Consider the following 6,160-nt stretch of genomic DNA (forward strand, 5'->3'; position numbering starts at 1 on the left):
GCTGCCGACAAAAAGACACTGTACGGGAAGTACATACGTGATGAACCGAATCAATATGGCGGATTCAAGATCTTTTATGATAAAGATGAGCCTGTCTTAAAGCCCGAAGACGTGTTGAAAATGGACCCGAGCCCTGCCATCATCAACTATCAATAATCGAAAAAAGCACGGGGTTGGCTCTTTTGTGCGGAAACATGAGAGCCGGCCATGTGCATCCCCCCAGTAAAAGATTCTGTATATAGTATGGACAATTTCTATCACAGAAGCATTGAAGCCATGCAGGCTTCAGATGACTTCATGACCGCCGCCCTTGGAGCCGTGCAAATCAATCATTTCACCTTCCCTTCGCTCTCCTTACCCCTCAACATTCTCTCTTTTCTTTTTTCTATTTTTCAAGAACGCTATAAGAAGAAGAAGGATAGGAATAATCACGAAGAGAGGCAGATGTAAGACAAACATGGCGATCTTCAATCCTTCATGGATATGTTCTTGAAAATTGCTCGCAATCGTCATAGACATAAATAAAACGACGAGACCCAAAGGATAAGACAGCCGTGAAGGCGATTTTATTTTAAATAAGCTGGCTGATCCTATGACTGCTGCATAAAACAACACGCTTATCTTAAAGAAAATACCAATCACTAAGGCAAGCATAAAAAACACATCCAGGCGTTCTAAAAAATCTGCTACTTGGATGGTCTGAACCGTACTGAGAAGTGGAAATTGGGAACGTGCAGTCAGACCCACACCAAGCACACTAATATTAATGAGCATCGTAAGGACCAAATTGATGCCACTTAATCCCGTTGCGCACAGCATGGCCAGCTTTACCTTCTTGGGATTATTCAAGTACGGCAGAATCATCGTAAATACAATCGCTTCTGCAAATGGGAAATATAAGGTTTGAGTAAAAACCACTTTCAGGACGGGTACAATCCCTTCCTCGAGTACTGGTTGTAAGTTGGTGATATCGATTAGACCAGAACATACAATCAATATAAACCCAATGACCGAAAGGGTAAACATAAGCAAAAAAAGCAGCTCTCCTGAACGGGCGATGACCTCAATTCCTTTTCGGACCATATAAATGATGACCAGCATTAACAGTGCATTCGCGATGAATAAAGGAGTTTCAGGATAGGCAAAGGTTAACAGCATTTCACCAAAATCACGAAGAATCCGGGAGGCATCATACATAAAGTAAAAAAGATAGAGAAAAGCAAGTGCGGTTCCTGCCACTTTACCCAGAATCTTTTGCATGTACTCTGTAGGCAACAGATCGGGATAATACCAATAAAGTTTATGATAGACTAATAAAAGAATGAAACTGAAAGCCATTCCAAGCAGAATGGCTAACCAGGCGTCCTGCTTTACGTCTATCGCAAGAGGTACTAGTAAAGCACTTCCCAGTTCAAACAGAACCATTAAGATAAAGAGCTGACTGGCACTGATTTTTGCTTTTTCCACTCTACTGGTACCTCCTTTTCCTTACTATTGATTTTCTTCTAAACTTGAAAGAAACGATTTATTTCGTAAGCCTGCACGACGGATGTAGGCTTCCACATTAATATCCACCTTTAATTCTGGAAAGTACACATCGTTCCACATCGGTTTTAGTCTTTTCCAGTCACCTGGTCGGGAACGTCGGATGGCTTCTCCAAATCCAAAGATATCTGCTTCATTCGTTTGAGCCTGTTCAATCGCTTTTTTAATTTCTTTTTTAATTTCTTTTTGCACCTCTTTTTCTATCTTTGAAATAACCTTTACATCTGTAATATCTACAGGTACATTCATTTCCCCTATGCTTCCTTCAACACGTGTATGAATAGAGATAGAGGGTTGACCATTCTTCACTTGCGCCGACACTTTTGTTTTTTGACGGATAGTTTGATAGGCGATCGCTTCTTTTTTTCCTTTCCAATCTATGTTGATGGTTGTTCCTTGGATTTTATCCAGGATCCACACCGTTCCTCTAGCTGCTCTGCCATACACCCAATCGACTAACTTTCCTTCTTTTAACACGGCAATTCCACTGACCTGAAGGGTAGATTCGGGCTCGCTTTCCTGAATGTTTTCTAACTGACTGGCATGCTTGGGATTTCCTACAAGACGAAATCCTGATACCACGGTTACCTCATTAGGGGATTGCAGGCCTTTCATCACTTCTTGGACCGACGTCTTAATGCTCTCTCCCCATTTTCTTTGAGAAAATTCTAATGTTTTCAGCACCTTATTCGCTGGGATCTTATCAATGGGTGTTAATGTTTTCACGAGTTCTTCTGCGGTTGATTGGTGCGTAATCACCATGGTTGTAGTGATTCTAAATTCATGATCCCGATCGATTGCATCGATAAAAGTAGACAAACCTTCTTCACTTGCCAGGTTCTCACCAACGACCACCAGGTTGGTATGAGCATAATATAATCTTCGGGAAATTTTACTGGTGGCCCGCCTGCTTGCTTCAACCAGATTATTACCAGTAGCCGAATAAACCGTAATAGGCGGGCTTTCAGTACCACCGCCGCCTCCACGAATGCCTCCAGCCACGTTCCCGGGATTAATAATTTGAAGAGTTAGGACATATTTTCCATCATCCGTTTTATCTACTCCCAAAGCTGCCACGATAGCAAGATCAGTTAACTCTTTTTTGCTCCAACAACCGGAAAGCAGGACGGGCAATGTGATCAATACTATAAGGAAAATCAGCTTATGCTTCATTGTTGTCACCTTCTTTAAAATCCCGATTGACCATACCGCGAGAAGCAGGAGGTTGAGGACCCTGATTCTTCCCTTCCCGAACGGTATTTGCACTAATTAAGCGTGGTCTTTTCCTTAGTGTCCACCATGGCAGCCTTATAAATGTATCTCCATTATTTACAGGTATGAAGGGAGCAAATGGGGCCATATAGGGCACACCAAATGAACGCAGGCTGCAAAGATGGACGACCATCATCAAAAGGATCAAAATAATTCCGTAGAATCCCAATATTGCCGCACCAACCATAAATAAAAACCGGATTAAACGTATAGAAATGGCCATATCAAAAGAAGGAGTGGCAAAACTGGCAATCGCTGTGATCGAGACGATAATGACCATAGCAGGCGACACAATGCTCGCTTGAACGGCTGCTTGTCCAATAACAAGTGCACCGACGATGGATACTGCCGAGCCAATCGCTTTCGGCAGACGAATCCCTGCTTCCCGTAAGATTTCAAATGTTATTTCCATAAGAAGGGCTTCCACGAATGCTGGAAAAGGAACGGCTTCCCTCTGCGCTGCTATGGCCACGATGAGTGTTGTGGGCACCATTTCCTGGTGAAAGGTTGTGACTGCCACAAAGGTAGCAGGTGCAATAAGCGAAATGAAGAACATCAAAATACGCAAAAGGCGGATCGATGTCGCAATATCATAACGTACATAATAATCCTCAGCCGATTGGAAAAATTGAATAAACAAAGCAGGTGCAATCAGTACAAAAGGTGTTCCATCGACGAAAATAGCGATTCTTCCCTCAAACAGATTCCCTGCCACGACATCAGGTCTTTCGGTGTTGAAAACCGTTGGAAAAGGAGTCATTGTTTGATCTTCAATTAATTGTTCAATATAGCCTGATTCCAAAATACTATCTATGTCGATCTTGTTTAACCGCTGACGAACTTCTTCAATAACTTGATCATTGGCAATGCCGTGAATGTACATAAGCGTCACATCTGTTTTGGTTACGCGCCCAACCTTAAAGGACTCCATCCATAAATCAGGGGTCTTAATGATGCGGCGTAACATGGATGTATTAGTCGCAATTGACTCTGTAAACGCCCCTTTGGGACCGCGGACCACCATTTGAGTGGTGGATTCTGAAATGGGACGTTTTTCTCCACCTTTCGTGCATGCACTCAGAGCCTTCGTTTTTCCATCCACCAGGACAAGGGTATCACCTGCCATTAAGGATGAAAACAAATCATCCCAGGTATTGAGGAATGACACGTTGCCGACTGTCATCATGTCTTCAGAAATCAGATCTATCGCATCATGCTGAATCCATTTTTCTGGTTCATCATCTTTCATCATGGACTGCAGTAAGAACTCTTGAATCGATTGATTGTCTACGATTCCTTCGATATAGACAATGGCTGTTTTAATATCGGAGTCTCTCCCCATTTTCAAATGACGAACGACGACGTCTGAACTGTTTCCCGTTTTCTGTCGAATGATATCAAGGTTGACTGACAATGAATCTTGTATATGTTCTTCTGATTGAACTGCAGCTTGTTTTTCAGCATCCGATTTCTGGTTCTTTTTTGGTTTTCGACCTTTAAAGAACGAAGGCATATATTCAGGCACCCTTCTTTTATTTTTTATTACTTTAACCATATCAGGGGTTATTATGTAATTATTAACAAAAGAGATGACTGTATGATACAAGACTAAAGAGAAAACCTAGTAGGAGGAGAGTGATAAGCATGAAAATCATGGGCATTGCCCTTTTAATGTTGGGATGTTTAACGGCTTTTTCCCTAAGTCTCGATATTCTCCAAGGGTTTGATGTTTCGCAGGCATGGTATAATGCTGTCAGTCCTTTTCGAGTAATGGAAATAGCTGAATTATTCGTACTCTTTTTCCTTCTTTTTCTCTTTTTTGCTGAAACAGCTTATTGTTACATCAAGAAAAGAAAAGAAAACAAATAGATAGTTCTAGCGTTCCAAGGGGAGGGTTAACTAACAAAGAGAGGAGACCGAATCAACATCAGAATAAAAGGATTTAAAATTTCCTAATCCAAAGCTTCGTGTAATTCTTCCCTGTTCATTAAGTGGAATGTGTATGGAGTGGACAGGCATATGATGAAGTAGGATGAATTTCAGGGGGATCTTACTTGGAGATTTTATTAACTTTTACTCATTATGTTGTGCTTGGGCTCAGCCTTGCAGCTCCTATCGGCCCGATGAATTTAGAAGTAATTAAGAGAGGGATCACCAGCGGATTCTTACAAGCCTGGTATGTAGGCTTAGGCGGATTGTCTGGGGATATTATTATTCTCATTGGAATATTCTTTGGACTGCATCAAGTGATAGAACTGACATACGTTCAAATCGTGATGTACGTAGTGGGGATCTTTATGCTTGGCTATTTAGGCATATCCAGCATCAAATTAGCTTTCTCAAAAGCCACTAATCTGTACAGGCAGGAGGAGATAACTAAACAAGGAAATAATGCTTACCTTACTGGATTTTTAATCGCCATTGCAAACCCATTAAGTTTATTTTTTTGGTTTGGTGTGTTTGGCACTTCCCTTAAGGTACTGATGGAAGTTAACTCAACGATTATATCTTTGGTATGCAGCTTTGGCATTATTTTTGGTCTCTTCCTATGGAATCTGAATTTATGTTTTACCTCTCACTTTTCCAAGAAAATAATGAGTGAACGATTTATGAGGGGGATCACTCTATTGGCCGGGATATTTCTATTTGGGTATGCAGTGAATTTTGTTTATCATCTGTTTCAGCTGCTGGCATAATAAGTATGGTTATATTCATTTACATTTTAAGATTTACTGCGTTTCTGTCACTGTTGCCTTAAAACAAATCGAATTCCTTATGTTTATCAACAGGTGAAGGAGATAGTGAAGCCATAGGTGACAGTGTTATTTTTCATAATCATTTACCGGAAATTTGCAATCTTCAGCTATTTCCACCTAATTCTGGATTACTACTTTCTTTCTCTTTCTTTATTAATGCAGCCACACAAATATTCACTACTACTCCTGTTCCAAGAAAAACTGAAAAATAAATACTCAGGATTGCTATTCCGAAACCTCCACCAATCACATCAAGAGAAGCTAGAATTAAAGGAACGAAAAAAACGAAACCAGCTAAAAATACTAGCATGATTGCCGGTAGAAACCTTTTTTGATACGGAACTTTTATTGTCCAATAAACAAAAGCTAAAATGATGAAAATTGGTAAGAAGAATCCCGCGCTAATGTTTACCAATGAGTTATCCAAGATAATCCTCCTTTACCCCGTGTATCCCCGCATAAGCAGAAATCTTTCTTAAACTTCTACTGCCAATACTCAACTCTATACGAATTAGACGGTAACCACTTTAGTTAAGTTTCGAATGATTTAATTTAGTGCAATTGAGGAACTGCCCCCTTTTATGCAG

General features: G+C 40.7%; 6 protein-coding genes. 2 read left to right on the plus strand and 4 right to left on the minus strand.

The annotated features are described in order from the left end of the window. Positions 1–354: 354 nt before the first annotated feature. Genes HP456_RS18280 through HP456_RS18290 form a run of 3 tightly spaced genes read right to left on the minus strand, consistent with a single transcriptional unit; the run spans position 355 to position 4,330 of the window. Positions 355–1,467, minus strand: a complete 1,113-nt coding sequence (locus HP456_RS18280; protein WP_172253748.1) for a GerAB/ArcD/ProY family transporter — start codon at positions 1,465–1,467, stop codon at positions 355–357. Between the two features lie 24 nt (positions 1,468–1,491). Continuing rightward, the gene (locus HP456_RS18285; protein WP_172253750.1) at positions 1,492–2,718 is read right to left on the minus strand and encodes a Ger(x)C family spore germination protein; all 1,227 of its coding nucleotides are present in this window, start codon (positions 2,716–2,718) and stop codon (positions 1,492–1,494) included. Continuing rightward, positions 2,708–4,330, minus strand: coding sequence for a spore germination protein (locus HP456_RS18290; protein WP_172253752.1), 1,623 nt, complete (start codon positions 4,328–4,330; stop codon positions 2,708–2,710). Before HP456_RS18290 ends, HP456_RS18285 begins: the two co-directional genes overlap by 11 nt. A 131-nt stretch (positions 4,331–4,461) precedes the next feature. Here HP456_RS18290 and HP456_RS18295 point away from each other — a divergent pair, with 131 nt between their 5' ends. Beyond that, positions 4,462–4,686, plus strand: a complete 225-nt coding sequence (locus HP456_RS18295; RefSeq protein WP_172253754.1) for a YczF family membrane protein — start codon at positions 4,462–4,464, stop codon at positions 4,684–4,686. Between the two features lie 185 nt (positions 4,687–4,871). After that, complete coding sequence (locus tag HP456_RS18300) at positions 4,872–5,513, plus strand: LysE family translocator (RefSeq protein WP_172253756.1); 642 nt, start codon at positions 4,872–4,874, stop codon at positions 5,511–5,513. 163 nt (positions 5,514–5,676) lie between these two features. Here the strand turns inward: HP456_RS18300 and HP456_RS18305 are convergent, their stop codons facing one another. Further along, positions 5,677–6,000, minus strand: a complete 324-nt coding sequence (locus HP456_RS18305; protein ID WP_172253758.1) for a hypothetical protein — start codon at positions 5,998–6,000, stop codon at positions 5,677–5,679. Between the last annotated feature and the right edge of the window lie 160 nt (positions 6,001–6,160).

The sequence above is a fragment of the Bacillus haikouensis genome (genome assembly GCF_013179555.1).
In the GTDB taxonomy this organism is placed as follows: domain Bacteria; phylum Bacillota; class Bacilli; order Bacillales; family Bacillaceae_B; genus Rossellomorea; species Rossellomorea haikouensis_A.